The organism is Jeotgalicoccus marinus DSM 19772 (assembly GCF_000425825.1).
Lineage (GTDB): Bacteria > Bacillota > Bacilli > Staphylococcales > Salinicoccaceae > Jeotgalicoccus > Jeotgalicoccus marinus.
Map to the genome: position 1 here is coordinate 18569 of NZ_AUEE01000011.1, position 23201 is coordinate 41769.

Below are 23201 nucleotides of genomic sequence, written 5' to 3' on the forward strand. Positions count from 1 at the left end.
ATTTCATACATGCGCTTTAATATAGAAAAGAGGGGATATTATGGCTGGAGAGAAAGATGAAAAAGTATTTTCACGACGGGATTTCCTGAAGACAACAGGCGTTGCTGCCGGTGGGATTGCTGGTGGTGCACTTTTAGGTGGATTTACTGGATTTAAATTCGGTGAAGACCAATCTGAAGGAGATTCAGCAGAAACGGATACTGGTGGTGAAACAGCAGGCGGTGAAGGTGAATCGGGTCAAGCTTTAGCAGATGCTAGAACATACATTAGTAGACAAGAAGACTTTGCTGCACTTGCTGCGGCAACGGAAAGAATTTATCCGGAAGATGATAATGGTCCAGGTGCAATTGAACTTGGTGTGCCTTATTTTATCGATAGACAGCTTTATGGTACGTGGGGTACGAATGGAACGGACTATCGCATGGGACCTTATCGACCAATGTCATCAGACACTCACGGTCGTCAGGAAAAGATGGACCGTGGTGAAATGTTCTTAATGGGCATAAGACGTATGATGGAATATGCGGTTGAAGAATATGATGATGAGTTTGTAAACCTTGATGGAGAGCAACAAGATGAGATCCTTCAAGCTTTTGAAGCTGATGAGGTTGAAATTGATGGTATGAAATCTGCTGCTTTCTTCTCACTCCTAAGAAGCACAACAATTGAAGGTGTTTATGCAGATCCAACATATGGTGGTAACCGTAATATGGAAGGTTGGAAGATGATTCAATATCCAGGACCAAGAATGGGTTGGATGGATCAGATTACAGCAGAAGAATTCCAAGAGATTGAACCAGAATCTCTAAGAGCGTATCAAGGAGGCGGAATGTAATGGCGACCGAATTAGATAAAGTAGACGTTGTTGTAGTCGGCATGGGTTGGTCTGGCGGTATCGTCAGTGCAGAGCTGGCTAAAGCTGGTAAAAGTGTAGTCGGCCTTGAAAAAGGACATAACGCTAAACGCAGTGACTACATCGGTGTTAAAGATGAGCTTAGATTCGATAATAGATTTGAGATTATGCAGTCACTAAAAGGTGACACAATTACATCCAGAAACGAAATTGATGAGACAGCTTTACCTATTCGTACAATGAAAGATATGCAACTTGGTGCTGACGTAGGTGGGGCGAGTGTCCACTGGGCAGGTGCATCTTATCGTTACTGGCCATATGAATTTGAAATCCGTAGCCAAACAATCGAGCGTTACGGTGAAGATAAGATCCCAGATGATATGAATTTGCAAGACTGGGGTATTACTTATGAAGAAATGGAACCCTACTATGAAAAGTGGGAAAAAACTGCAGGTATTTCTGGTGAACAGGATCCACTTGCGCCAGAGCGTAAGATGGAATGGCCAAACCCGCCTTTAAACGAAACACCATCACTTAAGTTATTTAAAGATGCGACAGCGGAACTCGGATTACATCCTTTCCAAATCGCGGCAGGGAACATGTCTCAAAACTATGAGAACCCAGACGGGGAAAAACTCAATGCATGTATGTACTGCTCTTTCTGTACTCGCGCAGGTTGTGACTTTGATGCGAAATCAGATCCACTTGCTACAGTAGTACCAACTGCACTTAGACATGATAACTTCGAATTAAGAACACGCGCAAACGTACGCCGTGTCCTTTATAACGAAGATGATCAAAGAGCGACAGGTGTTATGTATGTAGATGAGCAAACAGGTGAAGAATTTGAACAGCCTGCAGACGTTGTTGTACTAGCTGCATTTGCATTTACAAATAACCGTCTACTTATGTTGTCTGATATTGGTGAACAGTACGATCCAGAAACGCGTGAAGGTGTTATTGGACGTAACTTTAACGGTCAATATAACTCTGCTTTCCATGGTGCAATTGGTTACTTCGAAAATGAGAAGTGGAACCTTTACATGGGTGCTGGTGCACTAGGTGCAGCAGTTAATGACTATGCAGCAGATAACTTTGACCACACTGATTTAGACTTTATTGGTGGAGGCGCGATTGAGTTAAGACAGTATGGCTTTGGTGCCATCTCTAGTAGTAATAACTACCCAAGTGATACACCAAGCTGGGGTGCTGAGTATAAGAAACAATCACTTAAATATGCCTATAGTGCATTGCACATCTGGTATACAAGTATTGCGATGTCATACTGGCACAACTATCTAGACCTAGATCCAACATATAAAGATGAGTACGGCGATCCACTTCTACGTGCGACTTATAAATTTGGTTCAAACGAACGTCCAATTGGAGAGTTCGGAGTAGATAAATGTGTTGAAATCATGGAAGCAATGGGTGCAGATATTGTAGAAGCAGACCCACTTCCAGATGAATTCGACCATGTATATGCAGGCGGACACTATACAGGTGGTGTCGTGATGGGTGCAGACCCAGAAACATCAGCAGTCAACAGCTACCTTCAAATGTGGGATGTAGACAATCTGTTTGTTGTCGGCGGTTCAGCCTTCCCTCAGTTCGGTGGTCACCACCCAACACCAACAATCGGTGCACTTGCTTACCGTGCAGCTGAAGGTGTTGAGCGATACCTTGAAGAGGAAGAACAACTTGTAGAACCACAAACAGAAAGTTCAAATGCATAAATATTGATTTAATTAGTGAAGCTTTAGATTATTCTAAGGCTTCACTTTTTTGTTCGATGCTTATCTGAAAGTGTATACTGGACTTAACTTAAAATAAAGGGGATATCTTTATGTTTAAACAAGAAGAAACTGTATCATTCTTAAAAGAATTGCTATCAATTAATAGCCCAACCGGCTATGCAACGAATGCCATCCGCTTTTTAAAATCTGCAGTTGAGAACATTGGTTATGAAACAGAGGTTACTCCAAAAGGTAATTTAATTGTAAGTGTTGAAGGTGAAGATACAAATGCCACTAGAGGCCTAAGTGCACATGTGGATACTTTAGGTTTAATGGTGCGATCCATTAATAGTGATGGGACTTTATCGTTAACAAAATTGGGTGGTCCATTAACGCCAACCTTGGACGGGGAGTATTGTGATATCATCACGAGAGATGACAAGGTGTACACGGGGACAATTCTGTCGAAATCACCGTCGATTCATGTCTTCAAAGACGCCTCTAAAAAAGAGAGAGATATCGATAACCTCGTGGTCAAAATTGATGAGCGTGTGGAGAATAAGGAAGATGTCCAGAAGTTGGGGATTCAAAACGGTGACTTTGTGGCCTATGATCCGAAAGTGACCGTGACAGAATCTGGCTTTGTTAAATCACGTTTCCTGGACGATAAAGCCTCAGTCGCCTTGTTGGTGAGCATTCTCAAAATGCTGAAAGAAAATGGGGTGAAGCCGAAGACGAACCTGAAGTTTATCTTCTCGACCTATGAAGAAGTCGGACATGGCGCAGCATGGATTCCAGAAGACATTACGGAATTACTAGCAGTGGATATGGGTTGTATTGGTTTAGATTTAGAATGTACAGAATACGAAGTGTCCATTTGTGCCAAGGACTCTTCAGGACCGTATGATTACGAACTGACGTCTCAACTGATTGAATACGCTAAATTAGAGGACTTGAATTACGCAGTGGATATTTACCCGATGTACGGTAGTGATGCATCAGCAGCATTATCTGGAGGGGCAAACATTAGAGCAGCCTTAATCGGACCAGGTGTCTCTAGCAGTCACGGCATGGAAAGAACGCATGTAGATGCCTTGAAGAATACATTTGAACTTATTAAAAAATATATTGAGAACTAGGTGATCCAAATTGGAATTGCAAGAATTGTTGAAGATTTTAAAAGAAAATCAAATACTACCATAAGGTTCAAAAGAAAATGCGGAAATGCAAAGTGTCTCAGCTGAGACCAGATTGTTATGTCAAAGACTGAACAATGGTATTCATACAGACGATGAGGCAAGAGAGATAATGTCTGAAATTGTGGGTTATAAACTAGATGAAAGTTTTAGAGTCTTTCTACCATTTACGACTGACTTTGGAAAGCATATTAATATTGGTAAGAATGTATTTATCAATTCAGGCTGTCGTTTTCAAGATCAGGGCGGTATAACAATCGGAGACGGTAGCTTGATTGGTCATAATGTTGTGATGGCGACAATTAATCATGACTATGATCCGACTGACCGTGGAACGATGCATCTTAAACCGATTAACTTAGAGAAAAATGTTTGGATTGGCTCAAATGTCACCATCTTGCCAGGTATTACGATAGGTGAAAACTCAGTTGTTGCAGCAGGTTCTGTTGTGACAAAAGATGTCGCACCAAACACTATTGTGGCAGGTAATCCAGCAAAATTTATGAAAAACATAGAGGATAAAATCCAATAAAATTATGGTTTTTCAGTTAGTGATGTGGGTAATGAAAAGTAAGACCAGTTTCAGAAGGTGATTTTAATGTGCGTAAGTTAGAGGATTTTACCTTTAAATTTTTATTTCCAGCAGTCCTTGTGAATTTTATAGTGCTTGATTTTTTGCATGAACACGAATGGGTAACTTTCGGTCTGCAGTTTGGGCCACTTATAGCGGTCATCGTTTTTATCTTGTTGATGGCTGTTTTAGAAAGACGTCCATCTGACGAGGTAGAGGAAATAAAAGAAGATAAGAGAGAAGGTCGGAACCGATACTTATTCATTATTATTTTGATAGTTTCTCTAAATCTATTTTGGGGTGAGCCACGTTTGCCCATCCTCGATATTTCACGATTTGAATTTTGGCTTTGTTTGATTATTTTACCCATAGTTATTGAATTTGATTTTAAAAAGAAAACTGACAACATAAGAGGTTAATTATAAAAGAATGGCATCTGCACTTTGCAGATGCCGTTTTAATTTGTTTATCATACGCGCCAAAGAGAGTCCGCCATTGGCGCACAAACAGAAATACGCGCCAAAGAGAGTCCGCCATTGGCGCACAAACAGAAATACGCGCCAAAGAGAGTCCGCCGTTGGCGCACAAACAGGAATACGCGCCAAAGAGAGTCCGCCGTTGGCGCACAAACAGGAATACGCGCCAATGAGAAGCCGCTAATTAAACTCAAGTTTAAGAAAAGAAGTTGAAAATGACATACATCACAGGGACGACAGCTAAGGCGGGTAGATAGTTCATTGTTTTGAATGCTTTGATATTCAATATGCCTAAGCCCGCCATCAGAATTAAAATACCGCCAATAATATTCACTTCGTTTAAGATATCAACATTGATCGCATTTTCCATGAATAATGCGAATAAGTAGATTGATCCTTGCCAAAGAAACACGGCAACTGCTGATAATACAATTCCAAAACCAAAAGTTGATGCAAGCACAATAGAAGTAATCCCATCTAAAATGCCATTAGTAATTAAATATGTATAGTTCTGATTCACTGCTGCTTCGACTGGTCCAAGTATAGAAAGTGTGCCAATACAATAGAGTAAGATTGCTGTAGATAGGCCTTGTGCCAAGTCGCCTTTTGAAAACTTACTCACAGCATTATTAAATTTATCCTCTAGGTTAAGCATTTGTCCGATAACGCCACCTAAAGCTAACGATAAAATAAATAAAACCGGAAACTTACTTTCTGGCATATATTGAACGATTGCGTTAACACCAATCGCAAGGGCAACGAGACCCATGGCTGTCATCAACACATCGTGATATTCTTTTTTGATTCCCTTTTTAAATAAACTCCCAATCGTCGAACCGATTATAATCATTACAACGTTAAAAATTGTACCTATCATGAAAAATTTCTCCTTACTGCAAACACAAGATAGTTATTATCTTACGCTATTTTAGTATAAAGTAGTATGTGAATCGATAAAAACTTAAAGAGAGGTGCCGAGAATGACTGAAAAATCTGTAGTGAACTTAACGATGAACAGAGATTTTAATGTTGAACCTGAAAAATTATTTGAAGCCTGGACGAATCCTGACTTATTTAGAAACTGGTTTATGACCTTACAAGCAACTAATAAAGTCGCGAAAAATGATTTACAAATTGGTGGTGAATGGGAAGTTGTTGACCATAGACAGGGGCAAGATTTTAGAGCCATAGGTACCTATAAGGAAATCGTAGAAAATGAAAAGTTAGTCTTTACTTTTAAAATGCCTCAGTTTAGTGAATATGAAGATACGCTATCCGTTGTTTTCGATGAAACATCGACAGGTACTAATATGACATTTAGTCATGATATTACAGTGCTTCATGAGCCTGATTTGACAGAGGACGACATACAAAAAGCAGAAAAAGCATACAGAGATAGTACTGAGGAAGGCTATAATTATATGTTTATGGGATTAAAAGAATTAGTGGAAACGGAGAAGGTAAGTTATACAGGTTAAGGGAATTAAGAGAAGACGTCCAGAACAAAAATACCCGGCTGATAGATACATCAAATGGTGACTAACGGCCGGATTTTTAAATTACTTTAATAGTTAACTGAGTATAATTAATTTCAAGTACATTTGGAAACTAAAGTCCGGCTTGATCAGCGCCGTAGGTTGCTTCTTCTAGACTAAAACCTTCAAATACTAATTGGTCAATCAGACCACTTCTTGAGAATGAACTGTAGTCTAAATACTGTTTAGCAGATTTTTCAGCTTGCTCCATCCAGTCGACTTCAATTTGTTCGACAGCATAAGATGCATCTTCCTCAGGATAACCTTCAAATACTAATTGATCAATGAGGCCTGATTTAGAGAATGCAGAATAATTAAGGTAATTTTCAGCTTGTTTTACTGCATTTGATTGTGACATTGTTTCACCAGATTCCGTACTAGAAGATGCAGCATTCGTTTCACCTTCAACCTGATCAACTGCATAAGTAGCTTCTTCTAATGTAAACCCTTCAAACTCTAATTGTTCAATTAAACCTTCTTTTGAAAACGCAGTGAAATCAAGATAGTCATTTGCTTTAAGAACCGCTTGTTCTGACCAATCAACATCCAATTTTTCTGTAGCCGCAATAGCTTCTTCAGTAGAATAGCCTTCGAACTCTAGTTGATCTACTAGTCCAGATTTAGAGAATGGCATACTAGCAATATAAACTCCAGCAATAAAATCAATTTCAGTAGAGTCATCGACTTGAGTGTTCTCATATTCAGAATCTATTTCGGTATCTTCTTCATCAGTTTTTTCTGCTGCCTCTACATCTGTATCGAGATCTTCAGAGGTTTCTTCTAATTGTGAAATGATTTCATCCACTTCTTTTTGTGTTTCTTCACTAGTTTTTGAAGAACTTGTGGAGCTACTATAATTAGTAGTATCTTTTTCTTCTTTTGATGCATTTGACTCATCTTCGGAAATGGTAAGTAAATTAACAAGTAAAATCATACCTATAAATAATGCAGGGACAGTAAACCAAACTCGTTTATAAATGGGAACTTTTACTTTTTCTTTAGCCATAACATTACCTCCAAATTAATTTACAATATCAGGAATAATTGTATCATGATAACATGACAAATGATATCAAAATATTTTAAATTAGAAATAAAAATGCTTTATATGTTGTTATTCCCTAGGAAATACAAGCATATTTTAAAAAAGACAGGTATGATAGATTAAAAAGATGACAGATGGTTTTTAAAGGGGTGTCTAATTTGGAATATTTATGGCAAAAAGCAGAGGATATAGAATCTCTCTTATATGAATTAATTTCTTGGGATAGTTTATCTGGAAGTCAGGGTGAGATCGACTTTCCACATAAGTTAAAAGAAAAGTTAAAGGAACTGGATTATTTCTCTAAAGCGGAAGATAAAATTCGTTTATTCGATGCTGGAAATAGCCGCAATGCTTTAACTGCCTTATATAAAAATGATGACGCGGTCGATACGGTCGTACTAATCAGTCATTTTGATACTGTAGGGGTAAAAGAATATGGGCAGCTTTCTAAACTTGCATTTGATCCTGAACATTTAACGGCGACCTTTAAGGAACAAACTGAGTTGCTAACTGAAGAAGCGAAAGCTGATTTAGAATCAGGAGAATTTGTTTTTGGTCGTGGCATTATGGATATGAAAGCTGGGCTTGCCTTACATATACATATTTTAGAGCAGGCAATTAAAGAAGAATGGGAGATTAATATTTGCCTGGTCACGGTACCTGACGAAGAAGTCAGTTCAGCGGGTATGCTCTGTGCAGTGCCTGGCTTGGTGCAATTGAAAGAGGAATACGGCTTAAATATTCGTCTGTTCTTAAATGGTGAACCGTCATTCACTCAGCAACCACTAGATAATAATCATTATGTATACTCCGGAACTATTGGAAAAATTATGCCAGCTGCTTTGTTTTATGGAATTCCGACTCACGCAGGGGAACCTTTAAATGGTATTACAGCTCACTACTTATCAGCTTATTTAAACAAAGAGATGGAATTTACTAATCGTTTCCAGGAATCATTTGACGGAGAGACAACACCGCTACCGATTTGTTTACAGTCTAATGATCTTAAAGATAATTATGATGTTCAAACTTCCCATCATTCCTATTCCTTATATAATGTGGTCACGATGGAACAGACGGCAAGAGATGTTATGGGTACCTTTAAGGAAATTGCTGAAGATGCCATGAATCAGTGTCGAACGGATTACTTAAAAATTGCTGAGGCAAATGGAATCAAGCCTTTCACATGTATTCGTGTTATGGAATATCAAGAAGTATTGGAGTATTTTATCGATAAATATAGTAAAGAAGAGGCGGATGCATTAATTGATTCTGTCATTAAAAAAGAACAAGGTGATTTCAGAAAAATGACCTTGTTGATTGCTGACCGCTTGATGGAATACTGTCAGGAGCTTGCACCAGCAACAATCTTAATGTTTGCGCCACCTTATATGCCAGCGGTGAATTCCTCAGATGATGCTTTAGTTCAGAATCTGATTGAGGTCACTAAGACAACCTTTAAACAAAATTTTGATTACGATGTGACGAATAAGTATTATTTTAATGGTATTTCCGATTTGAGTTATGTCAACTATCGAGCCGACGATAATGGCTGGGAAGTATTTATGCAAAACGCGCCGCTCTGGGGAGAGTCTTATCAGATTCCATTTAAAGAGATGAAGATTTTGAATGCGCCAGTTATGAATATTGGGCCATTTGGTAAAGATGCACATAAGATGTCAGAGCGTCTTAATAAAAAGAATGCCTTTGAAATGATGCCAGTGGTGTTAAAAGCGGTTATTCAGTCTGTTAAATAGAGGGCTTGGTTGATGAATCGGTGATAAGTGCCATAAAAAATAAGGAGTGATCACCAAAAAGGATGGAAACGGTGATAAGTGAAAAAAATTAAGCGGAGTTATCACCATCATAGCTCACAGTGATAACTCCAGCTAAACTAAAATTGCATCATGATTTCAAATTCACGATGGTGCGACCTTGTAAATTACCGTCAATAATATCGTGGAGTGCTTGAGGTAGCTCATCAAGACTGACTTCATTAACCAAGTCATCACGCTCTAGGTCGATTTTTAAATCAGTGGCGAGTCGCTGCCAAACCTCTTGTCTTTTTTCCATAGGATAATGTACTGAGTTTACTCCAAGCCAATGAATACCTCGCCCAAGGAATGGTAGGACACTGGTTGATACTTCTGTACCACCAACAAGGCCAAAAGTGACGACAGCACCTTCTGGGTTTAGCGTTTTTAAAATATATTCTGTCGTACTACCACCAACAGGGTCAATTGCTGCTTGGTACAGTGGTGGATTGACGGGTTGATTATGATCATTTTCTACTTCAGCTCGGTCGATGACGCGTTCAGCACCAATCGATTTTAAATATTCGATACGTGAAGATGAGCCACTACTTGCAACGACAGAGTAACCTAAATGATGTAACATCTGAATAGCTAAGCTTCCTGAACCGCCTGAAGCACCGGCGACGAGTACATCACCACGATCTGGGTGAACACCAACATTTTCTAACTTATCGATAGCAATGCCGATAGTCAGGCCTGCTGTACCTTGAATCATTGCTTCTTTTAAAGTTAAACCATCAAGAAGTGGTAAGACATATTCACCGGGAATTGTTGCATATTCTTGATACCCACCATCGATTTTTGTACCAATGTCATAGCTCGTAGCAATGACTTCATCACCAACTTTAAAACGCGAATCATTGGATTCCTTCACAACACCTGCTAAATCAATGCCGGGTGTGAGAGGGAATTTTTTTGCGATTTGACCTAGAGCAGCTACCATACCGTCCTTATAATTCACACTCGAATAATACACATCGATAAAAACCTCACCGTGACCTAAGACTTTCCTCTCTATAGACTGTATGCTCATATCTGTACCTTCATTTGCTTGATTGACCACTAAAGCTTTATACGAATTCATAAGCAACCTCCTTTATCTGATTTAAATCTAGTGTACTAATATAAGTTGAAGAATGCATTTAATCGATTCAGCTACAAGAAAATGAATGGTAAGGTATAGAAAAGGAGTGGTGATTGTGAAAATAGTTGTAGCAATGGACTCATTTAAAGGTAGTGTTTCATCTAAAGTGGCCAATGAAGCCGTCGTACAAGGAATAGAATCTGTAATGAGTGAAGCTCGAGTAAAAACTTATGAAATGGCAGATGGTGGAGAGGGTACGACAGATATTCTAATAGAAAACTTACATGGGCAAAAAATTGAAAAAGTAGTAACAGGACCAATAGGCCAAGAAGTAACTGGGCTATTGGGGTTAGTGCCGAGTAAAAACCTTGCGATTATTGAAGTGGCATCGACTTCAGGACTCACCTTGTTGAGTCAAGATGAATTAAATCCTGATGAAGCCACTTCATATGGGCTGGGTGAGTTGATTGATTATGCGCATGCCTTAGGGGCAAGAAATTTCATTATTGGACTCGGTGGCAGTGCTACGAACGATGGTGGTGTCGGTATGTTACAAGCAATGGGTTACCGCTTTCTAGATGAGCGTGGTAAAGATATTAAACGAGGTGGTAAATATTTAAGCCAAATCCATAAAATCATTAAAACACATGAAGCGGCTAAGTTTGATATCTGTAACTTCAGAGTTGCTTGTGATGTGAATAACACCTTGTACGGTGAACAAGGTGCAACTTATATATTTGGACCACAAAAAGGTGTTAAAGAAAATAACTTAGCAAGTCTAGATCAAGGACTTAAAAATTTTGCAGATAAAACATTAGAGGAAATGAATATAGATATATCCGAGATACCAGGTGGTGGTGCAGCAGGCGGTTTAGGTGCAGCTTTTCATAGTTATCTCAAAGGGAAATTAGAAACTGGTGTGTCATTAATCTCAGATATGTTGAATATTGAAGATGAAATAAAAGATGCTGATTTAGTCATTAGTGGTGAAGGTAAATTAGATGCCCAAACAAAAATGGGTAAAGTGCCTGTAGGTATTGCAAAGATTGCCAAAGATAAACAAGTCCCCTTCATCGGACTTGCCGGGAGTTTATCGGCAGATGCTTACGACTTAAATGCTATAGGGATGGACGCAATATTCTCAATCCAAAGTCAGCCAATGACACTAGAAGAAGCTATGAATAGTGAGGTCACTAAGAAGAATATTACAAGAACAACGAGTCAGATCATGAGACTCTTAAAAATAGGCAAATAAAAAAGTAGGTGTTTAACACCTACTTTTTACTGCTCTTCTGCATAGATTTTGTTTAGTGCTTCTTCAAATAGTTCTGGTGGTTGTGCACCGGAGATTGAGTATTTGTCATTGATTAAGAAGAAAGGAACACCTTGAACACCAAGTTGTGATGCTTGTGAGATATCGACATTAACATCTTGACTGTAGTCTTCGCTAGCTAATACATTTTTAATACCATCAGTATCTAGGCCAATAGACTCTGATAAGCGAATGATTGTATCATCGTCATCTAGATTTTCACCTTCAGTGAAGTGGGCTTTGTAGAAAGTTTTAAAGAATGGTGTGCCCTTACCTTCAGAGCGTGCGTATTGGAACACACGGTGCGCTTTAAATGTGCTTGCTAATTTAGCGATGTCATAGTTGATTTCAACACCTGCATTTTTAGCGGTCTCTGTTACTTGGTTTAGCATACCTTCCGCGCGTTCGATTGGTATTCCTTTTAATTTGGAAAATGTTTGAGCATAGCTTTCGCCTTCTTTATGTTCTGCATCAGGCATAAGAAGGAAGCTCTTGTACTCAATCTCAACATCATCTTTATGTTCAAATTTACTTAAAGCATTATCTAAGTTAGCTTGCCCGATATAGCAGAACGGACAAACGAAATCTGACCAAATTGTAATTTTCATTATTTCTTTTCCTCTTTCTCTTCATTAATTGAACCACATACACCCGTTTCAAAGTCACACACCATGCCTTGTGAACTTCCAAGATCCATAGGTTCTATGGTTTGAATCTTACTATCTACTTTTCTTTCTTGTTCTTTATTTGTCATTGATATGCTCCTTTCATAAAGTAATTCTCTATACTAAGGATAGTTTAACAGGGTGAACCCAAAAAGACGAAAATCCTGCCTACACTAAGTAGACAGGATGTATCTTATCTTTCAAAATCTATCAGTTCTTCAGCACCTAGATCGATAGTTGTTTCACTCGGTTTAGTTGTCACAAGGCGTTTACCATTTCTATAAGAGTGCATCACCACTGCTTGTTTACGAATGACATCGTACTCATTATCCGCATTCAACACGATAAAGTTTGCGGGTTTACCGACTTCAATACCGTACTGATCTTTGATGTGTAAGGTCTTGGAACTATTTTTAGTAATGAGATCGATGGAATTGACGATTTCTTCGTAGCCCATAAGCTGTGCGACATGGATTCCCATGTGCAAGACTTGTAGCATATTACCTGTTCCAAGTGGGTACCAAGGGTCAAAAATATCATCATGACCAAAGCACACGTTCATGCCTGCAGCTTGAAGTTCTTTGACACGTGTTAAGCCGCGGCGTTTAGGATATGAGTCAAAACGACCTTGTAAGTGAATATTGATTAAAGGATTAGACACGAAATTTATATTAGACATCTTTAATAAGCGGAATAATTTCGCTGTATAGGCATCATTATATGAGCCCATTGCTGTTGTGTGACTCGCAGTTGTTTTCTCACCTAAACCACGTTGGTAAGCTTCATTCGCAACGACTTCAACGAATCTCGACTGTTCGTCATCAATTTCATCGCAGTGAACGTCGATGAGTTTATCGTATTTTTCAGCTAGGTCAAAGGCGATTTTTAAAGATTCTACACCATACTCTCGAGTGAATTCGAAGTGAGGAATCGCACCGACAACGTCAGCGCCAAGTTTTATTGCTTCTTCTAAAATTTCTTTCCCATTAGGATACGATAAAATCCCTTCCTGCGGGAAAGCAACGAGCTGAATATCTACAAAGTCACTTAACTCTTCTTTGACTTCGATCATCGCTTTAAGTGCAGTCAGTTCAGGGTCAGTGACATCAACATGTGTACGAATGTATTGAATGCCACCAGCAATCTGCCATTTAATTGCTTTTTTCGCACGACTTTTAACATCTTCTATAGTCAGTGATTCCTTTCTCTCAGACCATCTCTGAATGCCTTCGAACAAGGTACCACTAATATTCCACTCAGGTTCTCCTGCAGTTAAAGTCGTATCTAAATGAATGTGCGGCTCTATGAAGGGGGGTAAAACTAAAGCACCCTTCACATCGATACTATCCTCTGATTCTTCTAGCTGATCTTGAGTGATCGTTTTAAATTTTCCGTCTTCAATTTCTATATTCCATAGACCTTCTTGTCCTCTTAAAGTTGCGTTCTTAATATTCACGTGCTATTTCATCCTTTCCTTTAAGCGGTGCTTTAACTGTAACTGGTGCTTTCATCTCCGCTAATTTCATGCCGACTGCATAGATGACACTTGTGCCGATTAGAGCATTTAATGGTGGAATGCCTGGTACGAAGTTTGCTAGAAGAGCACCGGCAATCCAAGCAATTATTGCGACAGGGTTTAAGGCTTTAAAGTTAGCACTTTCAATTGAAGCATATTGTCTTTTTCTTACGATGAAGTAATCCGTTAAGATAATGGCTCCGATTGAAGGTAGGGCTGAACCTAACAAGGTTAGGAAACCCACAAAGTTGTTGTATAACCACATTGCTGCGATTGTCCCTAAGAAACCATTGAAGACAACAATATACTTCTTAGGTAGCTTAAAGATGTTTGCAAAGCCAAGTCCTGATGCGTAAAGGGCGCTATCATTCGTTGTCCAGATGTTTAATCCTAAGACGATGATGGCTGGAATCATGAGTCCTTGTAACATCATGACTTCTGAAATATCAGCGATACCAAAGGCCATTGCTCCGATGGCACCAAATAAGAACATTAATGAGTTACCGATAAAGAAAGCAATGACTGTAGATGATACGGCTGATTTAGCAGTTTTACTAAAGCGTGTGAAGTCAGGCGTTAAAGTACCTGCACTGATAAATGAACCGACACAGATTGTGAGTGCGAGAGCGATACTCATGGTTTGACTTGGCTCATAGGCCATAAGTGCTTCCATGCCGCCCATTGAGGCAACTGCATCTGATGTTGAATAAATTCCGAAGACTGCAATTGTAGGGACACTGATGAAACCGAGGATGGCAAGAGCTTTAAGACCGAATATAGATGAAATAGTCATCAAGGTTCCAAAGACACCGATGAGTATGTAGACATTGACACCTGTTGCCATTGAGACAGGGACGGCAAACATGGCAAGTCCAACACCGAACCAACACACTTGCGTGGCTGCAAGTAAAAATGATGTAATGTAGGAACCTTCTTTACCGAAGGCATAGCGAGCGAGTAGATGAGTAGAGAGACCAGTTTTGGCTGAGATATAGGCGAGAGATCCGGTGTATAAACCGAGAATTAAATTACCAGCTAGGACAATCCAAATGAAGTTCAAAAGAGATAAACCTTCTCCTAGTGTCCCACCTGACCACATGCTGGCAGAGAAAAAGCTGAGTGATACCATAACGACTAAGATGTTCCAAAATCCTTTACGGCTAGACTGAGGTACTGCTGTAAGTGAAAATTCTTTGTCTTGAATAGACATGTTCATTCCTCCAGATTCTTATTTAAGAAACTGGCGCCGAAAGGGCACAACTTGTTTCATTCAGACAAAAAGAAAGCTTCTTGCCCGAAAGAAGACAAGAAGCTGATTTCTATAATAAAGAAGATTAAACACCCAGAATTAGGATATGTTTAACCGAATCGATATTATAAGCGCTGTCCTTGTCAGTCTCTCTGGACTGAGTTAAAGGCACCAGTATTTAGTTCATGAATAGTATTACATATAAAAGTTGAACTGTCTACTTAATATTTTACGTTTAAATATGCATAATAAAGTTTAATTATAAATTCATCATATGGTAATATAGAAACAATCATTTAACTAAGGAGTGTGAATGAATGTCGGTGAATTCATCAAAAAACAAGAAATTGAAGAAAAGATGGGAGTTTCCGGATACATATGTCATAGTATTTGGAGTAATGTTGCTTGCGGTTCTAGCCACATACTTAATGCCAGCAGGATCATTTGAACGAGAGGAAATTGACGGGGTAACGACGATTGTACCCGATACATATGAAACGGTTGAAAGTGAACCTGCAGGATTAATGGATGTCTTTTTAGCGATTCAAACTGGGATGATAGAGAGTGCGGATATTATATTTCTAGTTCTATTTGCAGGTGGGATGTTCGAAGTCATTAATCGCTCAGGTGCTATACAGGCAGGAATATATTCTGCAATTGATAAGATGCAAGGGAGAGAATTTCTATTAATCTCATCGATTATTGTTCTCTTTGCAATCGGCGGTGCGGTTGGTGCATTAGGTAACTCGGTCATCGCATTTGTAGTCATTGGGGTAATGTTAGCAAAAGCGTTAAAACTCGATGCCATTGTAGCAGTTGCAATTACATTTAATGCGGCCTTTATTGGTTTTTCAGCAGGATTCTTAAATCCATATACAGTGGGTGTTGCACACAATATAGCTGAACTACCACCTTTTTCGGGAATGCTGTTTAGATTGATTGCCTTTGTGATTTTAACTGCTGTAACGATTTGGTTTACATGGCGATACTGTAAAAAAATATTGAATGACCCTACAAAAAGTATTATGGGTGTTGAAGCATCAGCAGAAGAATTTAAGAACACAGAAAAGTTTACTATAAGACATAAATGGATACTGGCTGTGACTGCTCTAGCCTTAATCTTCTTCATATTTGCAGTGATCCAGTTCCAATGGACGACCAATCATATGGCTGCCTTGTTTATCATCGTTGCAATTATTGCAGGTATGATTGCTCAGATGAACTATAATGAAATTACCTTAACTTTCTTGGAAGGTTGTAAAGGACTCGTATACGGTTCCTTAATCATTGGTTTAGCAAGAGCAGTACTCATTATTATGGAAGACGGCATGGTTTTAGATACATTAGTTAGTGTGCTATCAGATCCTTTATCTGCCTTACCTCCTGTTGCAACAGCAATAGGTATGTTCATCATGAACTCAATCTTTAACTTCTTTGTTCCGTCGGGCAGTGGACAGGCTGCAATTATGATTCCGATTCAAGCACCACTTTCTGATATGGTAGGGGTGACCCGTCAAGTCGCAATACTTGCATTCCAGTTTGGCGATGGCTTCTCTAACTCACTTTTTCCAACGTCAGGCACACTAATGGCGAGTTTAGCTGTTGCGGGTGTACCGTGGATTAAATGGGCAAAGTGGTTCTTGCCGTTATTTATTATCTGGTCAGTCATTGCTATGATACTATTAGTGGTAGCAACATTGATAAATCTAGGACCATTTTAGATTTAAATACGATGATACAGGTGAGGGCTTAGATGGAAATTTATAGCTATAGAAATGAAAAGGTTAATGCATCTGCAGATGATATCTTTAGTGTAATTAATGATGACAATCAATTAATAGACATATTCACCATCCTAAAGGAAGTTGAGTATAATACGAAAGAAAAACGTGCTAAGGGTACAAAATTTAGAATAACGCTAGGCGTTAGAAATAAGACATACAGATTTAGAAATGAAATAGTTGAATACAGCGAGAATCGTAGTATTACAATGAAAACTAAGCTTAAACAAGGCGTTATTACAACGTTATTTAATATCGTTCCAAATGGAGAATATTCAGAGCTAACTGTACGCTCTAGCATCGATAGTAAAATGGGAGTCAGAATGTTTGTAATGACAGTGAAACCTATTGTGAAGGCTGTTATGAATAAAGAAATGAATAAATTAGTTAAATATCTAGAAGATAAATCAGCCTGATCAATGAAAGGGATTATTATTAAATGAAGAATAAGAATAAAGGTAATACCGAATGGACAGTAGAAAAGAATAACGAACTACTTGAATACCTATTTGAAGTGATGCCAAATAAGAGCAGAAGTACAGTCAAAGGAATGTTAAAACGAGGCCAAGTTACTATTAATGGTAAACCGACGACACAGTTTGATGAATGCTTGAAAAAGGGTGATGTCGTCACCTTAAGAGACCGTGCCGCATCGCCTGATGTTAAGATGAAAGGCATAGAGATTGTCTATGAAGACGATGATATTATTGCCATTGAAAAGTCACATGGACTCTTAACTATGGGCTCTAAACTCGAGAAAAAAGCGACAGCTTTTAGAATGTTAATGGATTATGTACAGAGTATCAGACCAAACAATCGCATATTTATAGTACATCGTTTAGATAGAGATACTTCAGGTGTGATGATATTTGCAAAATCACGTGTAGTACAACAAAAGTTACAAAATAACTGGAAAGACATCGTAAGTGAAAGAACTTATATTGCCTTAGTAGAGGGCCAAGTTAAAGAAGACGGGACGATTACTTCTTGGCTTAAAGAAGATAAGACCTTTAAAATGCATTCAAGTCCTAAAGACAATGGTGGGCAAAAAGCAATTACTCATTACCAAGTGATGAGAAAAAATCGTCGATTTTCTCTATTAAAAGTCAACTTAGAGACGGGACGAAAAAATCAGATCCGTGTGCATATGGAAACGATTGGCCATCCAATAGTAGGCGATAAAAAATATGGATCAACAACCAAACCAATCAATCGCCTTGGTCTTCATGCAAGTGTTATAGAGTTTAAACACCCAACTAGTGGAAAGTCTTTGAGGTTTGAATCAAAGCCACCTAGCAGTTTTACAAGAGGGTTTAAATAGAAGCTAGCCAAACCGTATTGGGGTTTGGCTTTTTGTAATTATTATAAATAATTGTTTCAGAACTGTTTTAATTTCGATATAACTGTGTTAGCATTACAAGTTGTCCAAGGCTTTATTTTAAGTCAAGTAAAATCCTTTTTAGCTGTGAGATGCACTCACTGCAGTTTTTGACATGATTTTTCATGTAACATTTCTATTTTCTTTTTTTAGGGAAGTTTCAGTTCCCAAATTTCACGATACAGCACGATAAACTATCATTTTTAAGACTGGCGTTTTTGTTTTGTCTTAATCACAGAAACTATATTTACAGGAGGTATACTTTTTTATGAAAGAAAAAAAATCGGTACTCACACCGGTCTTTTACGTTTCTGTTTCATTAGCAGCTGTCTTCATTTTATGGGGTGCATTTTTCCCAGAAAATGTTGGTTCAGTTCTTGGTGTAATTAACAATTTTATTTCTAACCAACTTGGTTGGGTTTACATGCTGGGCATGACAGCTTTTGTTATTTTTGCGATTTATTTAGTTTTCAGCCCATACGGTAAGATACGTTTAGGTAGACAGGATGAAAAACCACAGTACAGTTACTTTACTTGGTTCTCATTCTTATTCACAGCAGGTATGGGTGTTGGTTTAGTGTTCTACGGTGTTAACGAACCTGTAACTCACTTCCACAACCCACCATCGGCAGAGCCTGGTTCTATTGCTGCTCAGGAAGAATCTATGATGCATACACTGTTCCACTGGGGAATTCACCCTTGGGGTGTATACGCAGTAGTGGGTCTGTCTCTAGCTTACTTTAACTTCAGACACAATGCACCACTACTTATGAGTTCAGCCTTATCACCTTTAATTGGTGAACGATCTAAAGGGTGGTTAGGTACAGGTATCGACTCTCTAGCAGTATTCGGTACAATTTTCGGTATCGCAACATCACTTGGACTTGGTGCAACTCAGATCACAGCAGGTCTTAGCTACAGCTTTGACGGCATTGAAAACAATGTTTGGACGCAGACAATTATCGTCCTAATTATTACTGTAGCCTTTATGATTTCTGCATCTACAGGTGTCAATAAAGGTATCCGTTACTTGAGTATTGGTAACGTCATTATTGCGATAGCCTTAATGTTATTCGTATTTATCTTTGGTTCATCTGTACAAATGCTAGAAGCATTTATGACGAACTTAGGTAACTACCTTAATAACATAGTCAGTATGACATTTAACATGAATTCATTTACAGGCGAGCGTTCATTCTTAAATGACTGGACACTATTCTACTGGGCATGGTGGATCGGTTGGGCTGCCTTTGTTGGTAGCTTCATCGCACGTGTATCACGCGGTAGAACAATTAGAGAGTTCATCGTTGGTGTGATGGGTGTACCAGTTGTCTTTAGTGCGATTTGGTTTGCGATCTTCGGTGTTGCTGGTATTGAATCAGATAACATCTTAGGTGGCGGAATTTATAGCTTAATTGAAACAGAAGGTAATGAAGTTGCCCTATTTGCATTCTTAGAAAATTACCCCGCAGCACCAGTGATTATGGGTATTGCGATACTACTTATCGCTTCATTCTTTGTTACTTCTGCTGATAGTGGTACTTTCGTAATTAGTATGCTAACAACTGGCGGTTCATTAAACCCACCGCTTAAAGTTAAATTAATCTGGGGTGGTATCTTAGCTGGCACTGCTATCGTACTATTATGGTCTGGTGGTTTATCAGCCATAGAAATGGCGATGTTAATCGCAGCCTTCCCATTCACGTTCATTGTTGCCATGCTCGGTATTTCTCTATATAAAGCCTTGCGGAGTGAATATGGAATTATCGAATTAGAAAGACAACAATTACTTTATAAAGATTCTCATAGAGTAAAAACTGAGAAAGAACTTGAAGAAAGAAGAGAAGCTTTCGAAGAAACATTACCAGATGAAATTGCGCCACACCTTGCAGATGATGGTAGCGAAGAAGAAAATAAATAGTAAAGTTATTGTTTCACTGCTTGGCTTAATTAAGCCAAGCAGTTTTTTTTATGATTAACTTAAATAAAAAGGGGAATATATAAGAAATAAAGACTGTTTAAATACAGTAAGAATATAGGAGTGTTTTCTATGGGAATATTTGGCTTCCTAAAAAATGAAGATGAAATAGATGATGAACAACTAAAGAATGGTGAGCCCTACGTTGAGCTGTCCACCGGTTTAGATGATTATGAAAATCCTTCATGGACACAAGTAGAAAGTGCTGTACATGATGTTGTGGATTCAGAAGATAGTTTTGCGACCTTATCCTTTGTTAACTACAACCTAGAAGTGGATACAATTCAATGTATTAAAGATGAGGAATACTACTCATTTGAAGCGCTCCCTGCAAAAGACTCAGAGGAATTTGGGAAGATATATCATAAGGAAGCATTAACACTAGAAGAAGTTGTTGAGTTATTTAAAACGTTTTACGACACACAAAAAGTGATTGGCTACAAGGCCTTTATCGAAGATCACTTTCAAGAATAAAAATTACCCGGAGCATATCAATGACTTGCTCCGGGTAATTATTTATACAATACCTTGTATTCTTAAGATTATCTCAGCGACAATGGCTGATCCAAGATAAGTTCCTAATAAAACGAGCATACCAACGATGATTGTTTTCCATCCCATCTTAGCAAAGTCTACCCAAGAATTACCTATGGAAATACCTGCATAGGCAAGAATCGGTGTAGTTAGAGCAAGTAAATTTACTTCTGAAGTCCAAGCGACGATTTTTCCCGAACCTGGGAAAAATGGCATCGTAACTACAAAGGCAAGTATCCCGATATATGCAATGGCAGGTAGCTTCTTAAAAGGTAAAGCTTCATGAATGACCATTCCTATTAGAACAATAACCATTAAAGTAATGATTCCGGGTAAAGCTGTTAAAGGCATGACCTCATAACCGATGAAATTACCAACGAGCGTCATGATGGAGACAATACTGAGAGTGAGTGTCCAATCTATTAGTTTTCCAATCATAATTACTCACTCTCCTTGGCTTTTTTATTTTTAATTCTCGACATTAGAGAAAAATATTTTTCAGTTAAAGGTAAACCTATAAAGATACTCATATATAAACCTGTGACGGATGTAAGTAAATTACTTGCTCCAGAATAGGCAGTGATGAGATCTGCTTGATCAGGATACATGGCAACGAGCGGACCGAGTGAAGCGGCTGTCATACTCCCGCTACCGATTCCTGTTGCCATGGCGAATGATAGTGGACTAATCGGAAAAACGGATGCAAAGAAACCAGAAGTCAGCCCTAAAAATATTGCACCGAATAATGTACCGAATATATACATGGATACAACACCACGACCTTCTGGTGAAGAGACTCCATATTTTTCTGATATTAGTGCTAAGTTGGATTCTCGACCAATTGAGTGTGTCATACCAATAGTTTCTCTTTTTAACCCGAGAAACACAGCAACTGGTAAGGCAATCAATATTGTCGCTAAATTACCGAATTCTTGAAAGATTAGTGCAGGACCTGCCTGAATCAACTCAGGTAGAGCAGGTCCTGCTTGAACACCGAATTTTGCAATCAATAAGGTGACAGACATAAAGACTAAGGATTCAGCTTTACTTGATTGAACTTTACTAATTAATGGTGTAAAGAAAGTTGCTAGACCGATAACAACAGCATAGAGCATTGGCAGTAGTAAAACAGTACCTGGACCAATTTGAAATTGATGCGTACCGATTAACTCAGTTATGATGACGATGGCAAAGACAACAGCATGCAAGCGCCAATCTTTCCATAAGTTTAGTGTAGTATTCTCCATGACATATCCCCACTGTTATTTATTTTGGTTCATGTATTCAACAGTCGATTTAGCTAGTACTTTAGCTGCTGTGAGTAAGGCTTTTTCATTAATATCAAATTTAGGATGATGATGTGGATATGGATCATCTGTATTATCTGGTTGTGCACCAGTAAAAATGTATGTGCCTTTAACTTCTTGTAAGTAATATGAATAATCTTCTCCACCCATAATCGGTTCAATTTCTTTTACAGTGGCGACATCAGGTACGGTTTCTGCAACTTTTACGACAAATTCAGTTTCTTCTTTGTGGTTAATGAGTACTGGATACCCACGTTCATAGTTAAATTCGTAGTCTGCACCGGATAGTTCACATGTTCCCTTGATAACCCTTTCCATTTCTTGCTCCATCAATTCACGTGATTCCTCATTTAAAGTTCTCACAGTGCCCTTGATTTTAGCTGTATTTGCAATGATGTTATAAGGACCAATTGCCTCAAAAGAACAGACTGATAGGACTGCAGACTGAAGCGGGTTGACGCGTCGACTAACTATTTGTTGAAAATTATTTACGAGCTGAGACGCAATTAAAATGCTATCTTTTGTATCTTGAGGCATGGCACCATGCCCGCCTTTACCAAGAATCTTCACTTCAAAAGAATCAGGCGACGCTTGAAGGGCATCAGTGCGGTAGGCAATTTCATTCAATGGAAGTTGTGCTTGTAAGTGAGTGCCAAAGATGACATCAACACCTTCAAGGGCGCCGTCTTCAATCATAGGTTTCGCACCACCCGGTGGTAATTCTTCAGCGTGTTGGTGGATGAATACAACATTACCGTGAAGTTCATTCTTGTGTTTATTTAATGCCTTAGCAACACCGAGTAAAGTAGCGGTATGACCGTCGTGTCCACAAGCGTGCATTACACCTTCGTTTACAGATTTGAAGTCGAGCTCGGTTTCCTCTTCAATCGGCAATGCATCAAAATCGGCACGTAAGGCAACCGTAGGTCCGTCATGCTCCCCTTTTAAGTAAGCGACGACACCATTACCACCGACACCTGTCCTTACTTCGTGGCCAAGTACTTCATGAAACTCAGCTATGTATTTAGGTGTTTCAACTTCCTCGAATGATAATTCTGGATGTTGATGTAAATGTCGACGTATTGAAATGATTTCTTCGTTTAGTTCATCTAGACTAGCAAAAAGTGTTTCCATTCCTATCAATCCCCTTTTTATAATAGTAATTATATTG

23 protein-coding genes are annotated in these 23201 nt (G+C 38.7%); 13 read left to right on the forward strand and 10 right to left on the reverse strand.

Annotation, left to right across the window (positions count from 1 at the left end; all coding sequences use genetic code 11):
* The first annotated feature begins 40 nt into the window (after positions 1-40).
* The 5 genes from H624_RS0107300 to H624_RS0107320 all read left to right on the forward strand — a co-directional run bounded on the left by H624_RS0107300 (position 41) and on the right by H624_RS0107320 (position 4775).
* Positions 41-835 (forward strand): gluconate 2-dehydrogenase subunit 3 family protein, encoded by a 795-nt coding sequence (locus tag H624_RS0107300; RefSeq protein WP_026867003.1) that lies wholly within the window; start codon positions 41-43, stop codon positions 833-835.
* Positions 835-2589, forward strand: a complete 1755-nt coding sequence (locus H624_RS0107305) for a GMC family oxidoreductase (protein ID WP_026867004.1) — start codon at positions 835-837, stop codon at positions 2587-2589. The genes H624_RS0107300 and H624_RS0107305 overlap by 1 nt, the downstream gene beginning before the upstream one ends.
* Positions 2590-2699: 110 nt before the next feature.
* Positions 2700-3728, forward strand: coding sequence for a M42 family metallopeptidase (locus tag H624_RS0107310; protein ID WP_026867005.1), 1029 nt, complete (start codon positions 2700-2702; stop codon positions 3726-3728).
* A gap of 85 nt (positions 3729-3813) precedes the next feature.
* On the forward strand, positions 3814-4317 hold the full coding sequence (locus tag H624_RS11810; protein WP_156889162.1) for a sugar O-acetyltransferase: 504 nt from the start codon (positions 3814-3816) through the stop codon (positions 4315-4317).
* Positions 4318-4385: 68 nt separating this feature from the next.
* The gene (locus H624_RS0107320) at positions 4386-4775 is read left to right on the forward strand and encodes a hypothetical protein (protein ID WP_026867006.1); all 390 of its coding nucleotides are present in this window, start codon (positions 4386-4388) and stop codon (positions 4773-4775) included.
* 253 nt (positions 4776-5028) lie between these two features.
* On the opposite strand, the gene H624_RS0107325 is transcribed toward H624_RS0107320, so the two are convergent.
* On the reverse strand, positions 5029-5709 hold the full coding sequence (locus tag H624_RS0107325) for a DUF554 domain-containing protein (protein WP_026867007.1): 681 nt from the start codon (positions 5707-5709) through the stop codon (positions 5029-5031).
* Positions 5710-5812: 103 nt separating this feature from the next.
* Between H624_RS0107325 and H624_RS0107330 the strand changes: the two genes are divergently transcribed.
* On the forward strand, positions 5813-6310 hold the full coding sequence (locus H624_RS0107330) for an SRPBCC family protein (protein WP_026867008.1): 498 nt from the start codon (positions 5813-5815) through the stop codon (positions 6308-6310).
* Between the two features lie 130 nt (positions 6311-6440).
* Here the strand turns inward: H624_RS0107330 and H624_RS12760 are convergent, their stop codons facing one another.
* Positions 6441-7373 carry an Ltp family lipoprotein gene (locus tag H624_RS12760; protein WP_051220524.1) on the reverse strand — a complete coding sequence of 311 codons (933 nt, stop codon included), beginning with the start codon at positions 7371-7373 and terminating at the stop codon, positions 6441-6443.
* A gap of 197 nt (positions 7374-7570) precedes the next feature.
* Between H624_RS12760 and H624_RS0107340 the strand changes: the two genes are divergently transcribed.
* Positions 7571-9169 carry a M20/M25/M40 family metallo-hydrolase gene (locus H624_RS0107340; RefSeq protein ID WP_035856385.1) on the forward strand — a complete coding sequence of 533 codons (1599 nt, stop codon included), beginning with the start codon at positions 7571-7573 and terminating at the stop codon, positions 9167-9169.
* Between the two features lie 148 nt (positions 9170-9317).
* Here H624_RS0107340 and H624_RS0107345 read toward each other — a convergent pair whose 3' ends face one another.
* Entirely contained in the window at positions 9318-10310 is a 993-nt protein-coding gene (locus H624_RS0107345) for an acrylyl-CoA reductase family protein (RefSeq protein ID WP_026867010.1), read from the reverse strand.
* Between the two features lie 115 nt (positions 10311-10425).
* On the opposite strand from H624_RS0107345, the gene H624_RS0107350 reads away from it, so the two are divergent.
* On the forward strand, positions 10426-11565 hold the full coding sequence (locus H624_RS0107350) for a glycerate kinase (RefSeq protein WP_026867011.1): 1140 nt from the start codon (positions 10426-10428) through the stop codon (positions 11563-11565).
* A gap of 26 nt (positions 11566-11591) precedes the next feature.
* Here H624_RS0107350 and H624_RS0107355 read toward each other — a convergent pair whose 3' ends face one another.
* From H624_RS0107355 to codB, 4 genes are all read right to left on the reverse strand, one after another.
* On the reverse strand, positions 11592-12230 hold the full coding sequence (locus tag H624_RS0107355; RefSeq protein WP_026867012.1) for a DsbA family oxidoreductase: 639 nt from the start codon (positions 12228-12230) through the stop codon (positions 11592-11594).
* Positions 12230-12376, reverse strand: a complete 147-nt coding sequence (locus H624_RS12600) for a hypothetical protein (protein WP_156889163.1) — start codon at positions 12374-12376, stop codon at positions 12230-12232. Before H624_RS12600 ends, H624_RS0107355 begins: the two co-directional genes overlap by 1 nt.
* A gap of 104 nt (positions 12377-12480) precedes the next feature.
* A complete protein-coding gene (locus tag H624_RS0107365; RefSeq protein WP_026867013.1) occupies positions 12481-13743 on the reverse strand; it encodes a cytosine deaminase in 1263 nt (420 codons plus the stop codon).
* Positions 13733-15013: a cytosine permease gene (gene codB / locus H624_RS0107370; protein ID WP_026867014.1), complete on the reverse strand. Its 1281-nt coding sequence runs from the start codon at positions 15011-15013 to the stop codon at positions 13733-13735. The genes H624_RS0107365 and codB overlap by 11 nt, the downstream gene beginning before the upstream one ends.
* A gap of 356 nt (positions 15014-15369) precedes the next feature.
* Between codB and H624_RS0107375 the strand changes: the two genes are divergently transcribed.
* From H624_RS0107375 to H624_RS0107395, 5 genes are all read left to right on the forward strand, one after another.
* Positions 15370-16773, forward strand: coding sequence for a YfcC family protein (locus tag H624_RS0107375; RefSeq protein ID WP_026867015.1), 1404 nt, complete (start codon positions 15370-15372; stop codon positions 16771-16773).
* Positions 16774-16805: 32 nt separating this feature from the next.
* Positions 16806-17249, forward strand: a complete 444-nt coding sequence (locus tag H624_RS0107380) for an SRPBCC family protein (protein WP_026867016.1) — start codon at positions 16806-16808, stop codon at positions 17247-17249.
* 23 nt (positions 17250-17272) lie between these two features.
* Positions 17273-18154 (forward strand): RluA family pseudouridine synthase, encoded by an 882-nt coding sequence (locus tag H624_RS0107385; protein WP_026867017.1) that lies wholly within the window; start codon positions 17273-17275, stop codon positions 18152-18154.
* Between the two features lie 325 nt (positions 18155-18479).
* On the forward strand, positions 18480-20132 hold the full coding sequence (locus H624_RS0107390; RefSeq protein ID WP_026867018.1) for a BCCT family transporter: 1653 nt from the start codon (positions 18480-18482) through the stop codon (positions 20130-20132).
* Positions 20133-20261: 129 nt separating this feature from the next.
* Entirely contained in the window at positions 20262-20663 is a 402-nt protein-coding gene (locus tag H624_RS0107395; protein WP_026867019.1) for a hypothetical protein, read from the forward strand.
* A 42-nt stretch (positions 20664-20705) separates the two neighbouring features.
* On the opposite strand, the gene H624_RS0107400 is transcribed toward H624_RS0107395, so the two are convergent.
* Genes H624_RS0107400 through H624_RS0107410 form a run of 3 tightly spaced genes read right to left on the reverse strand, consistent with a single transcriptional unit; the run spans position 20706 to position 23164 of the window.
* Positions 20706-21161 carry a hypothetical protein gene (locus H624_RS0107400; RefSeq protein WP_026867020.1) on the reverse strand — a complete coding sequence of 152 codons (456 nt, stop codon included), beginning with the start codon at positions 21159-21161 and terminating at the stop codon, positions 20706-20708.
* A gap of 2 nt (positions 21162-21163) precedes the next feature.
* Positions 21164-21970, reverse strand: a complete 807-nt coding sequence (locus H624_RS0107405) for a DUF3100 domain-containing protein (RefSeq protein WP_026867021.1) — start codon at positions 21968-21970, stop codon at positions 21164-21166.
* A gap of 15 nt (positions 21971-21985) precedes the next feature.
* Positions 21986-23164, reverse strand: coding sequence for a M20 family metallopeptidase (locus H624_RS0107410; protein ID WP_026867022.1), 1179 nt, complete (start codon positions 23162-23164; stop codon positions 21986-21988).
* Between the last annotated feature and the right edge of the window lie 37 nt (positions 23165-23201).

What these genes read in the sequence shown, in the direction of transcription:
- codB (WP_026867014.1), bottom strand. Translation starts at nt 15,013, where the DNA reads ATGTCTATTCAAGACAAAGAATTTTCACTTACAGCAGTACCTCAGTCT.
- H624_RS0107310 (WP_026867005.1), top strand. Translation starts at nt 2,700, where the DNA reads ATGTTTAAACAAGAAGAAACTGTATCATTCTTAAAAGAATTGCTATCA.
- H624_RS12600 (WP_156889163.1), bottom strand. Translation starts at nt 12,376, where the DNA reads ATGACAAATAAAGAACAAGAAAGAAAAGTAGATAGTAAGATTCAAACC.
- H624_RS0107385 (WP_026867017.1), top strand. Translation starts at nt 17,273, where the DNA reads ATGAAGAATAAGAATAAAGGTAATACCGAATGGACAGTAGAAAAGAAT.
- H624_RS0107300 (WP_026867003.1), top strand. Translation starts at nt 41, where the DNA reads ATGGCTGGAGAGAAAGATGAAAAAGTATTTTCACGACGGGATTTCCTG.
- H624_RS0107405 (WP_026867021.1), bottom strand. Translation starts at nt 21,970, where the DNA reads ATGGAGAATACTACACTAAACTTATGGAAAGATTGGCGCTTGCATGCT.
- H624_RS0107345 (WP_026867010.1), bottom strand. Translation starts at nt 10,310, where the DNA reads ATGAATTCGTATAAAGCTTTAGTGGTCAATCAAGCAAATGAAGGTACA.
- H624_RS0107355 (WP_026867012.1), bottom strand. Translation starts at nt 12,230, where the DNA reads ATGAAAATTACAATTTGGTCAGATTTCGTTTGTCCGTTCTGCTATATC.
- H624_RS0107375 (WP_026867015.1), top strand. Translation starts at nt 15,370, where the DNA reads ATGTCGGTGAATTCATCAAAAAACAAGAAATTGAAGAAAAGATGGGAG.
- H624_RS0107390 (WP_026867018.1), top strand. Translation starts at nt 18,480, where the DNA reads ATGAAAGAAAAAAAATCGGTACTCACACCGGTCTTTTACGTTTCTGTT.
- H624_RS0107325 (WP_026867007.1), bottom strand. Translation starts at nt 5,709, where the DNA reads ATGATAGGTACAATTTTTAACGTTGTAATGATTATAATCGGTTCGACG.
- H624_RS0107330 (WP_026867008.1), top strand. Translation starts at nt 5,813, where the DNA reads ATGACTGAAAAATCTGTAGTGAACTTAACGATGAACAGAGATTTTAAT.
- H624_RS12760 (WP_051220524.1), bottom strand. Translation starts at nt 7,373, where the DNA reads ATGGCTAAAGAAAAAGTAAAAGTTCCCATTTATAAACGAGTTTGGTTT.
- H624_RS11810 (WP_156889162.1), top strand. Translation starts at nt 3,814, where the DNA reads ATGCAAAGTGTCTCAGCTGAGACCAGATTGTTATGTCAAAGACTGAAC.
- H624_RS0107400 (WP_026867020.1), bottom strand. Translation starts at nt 21,161, where the DNA reads ATGATTGGAAAACTAATAGATTGGACACTCACTCTCAGTATTGTCTCC.
- H624_RS0107380 (WP_026867016.1), top strand. Translation starts at nt 16,806, where the DNA reads ATGGAAATTTATAGCTATAGAAATGAAAAGGTTAATGCATCTGCAGAT.
- H624_RS0107305 (WP_026867004.1), top strand. Translation starts at nt 835, where the DNA reads ATGGCGACCGAATTAGATAAAGTAGACGTTGTTGTAGTCGGCATGGGT.
- H624_RS0107410 (WP_026867022.1), bottom strand. Translation starts at nt 23,164, where the DNA reads ATGGAAACACTTTTTGCTAGTCTAGATGAACTAAACGAAGAAATCATT.
- H624_RS0107395 (WP_026867019.1), top strand. Translation starts at nt 20,262, where the DNA reads ATGGGAATATTTGGCTTCCTAAAAAATGAAGATGAAATAGATGATGAA.